Source organism: Aquirufa novilacunae, from assembly GCF_045310505.1.
In the GTDB taxonomy this organism is placed as follows: domain Bacteria; phylum Bacteroidota; class Bacteroidia; order Cytophagales; family Spirosomataceae; genus Aquirufa; species Aquirufa novilacunae.
The window spans coordinates 1-533 of record NZ_JBEWZG010000005.1; the positions used below are offsets into that span (position 1 = coordinate 1).

Annotated in this window: 1 rRNA gene; it reads left to right on the forward strand. The window is 43.5% G+C overall.

Annotated elements, in window-relative coordinates:
• Positions 1–404: 404 nt before the first annotated feature.
• Positions 405–533, forward strand: a 23S ribosomal RNA gene (locus V7S74_RS10925); the annotation flags it as partial.

The following is a 533-nucleotide window of genomic DNA, read 5'->3' on the forward strand; positions in this document are numbered from 1 at the left end:
GCAGGGGGTCAACGGTTCGAATCCGTTATTCTCCACAAGTGTGAAGTTGACCGGGTCAACGGAATTGCATTCCGCGTTCGAATCCGTTATTCTCCACCAGAGTACAAAGTAAGAGTAGAGATTATAGAGTAAAGATTAGAGAGTAAAGATTAGGCAAACGAGCTTGATCAACAGATTGAAAGAAGTAACTAATGACTGTCGACTATCGACTAGTGACTAGCGACTAAAAACACCACCCCTACCCTTTCCAAATGTGGAGAGCGGACTTGGGAACGATGTGAATGAGATGAGCGCAAGCTGATTGAATTTCACACAAGGTTCTTTGACATATTGTGAGAATAAAGTAAAGAGTAAGAGCAAATTAGAATTATTGAATCCTTTGGGATGAAGATATTTTATAAAAGAGTAAGTGAATTAAGGGCGTATGGGGGATGCCTAGGCTCTTGGAGGCGATGAAGGACGTGTTAAGCTGCGATAAGCTTCGGGGAGGTGCACAAGACCTTCGATCCGAAGATTTCCGAATGGGGCAACCC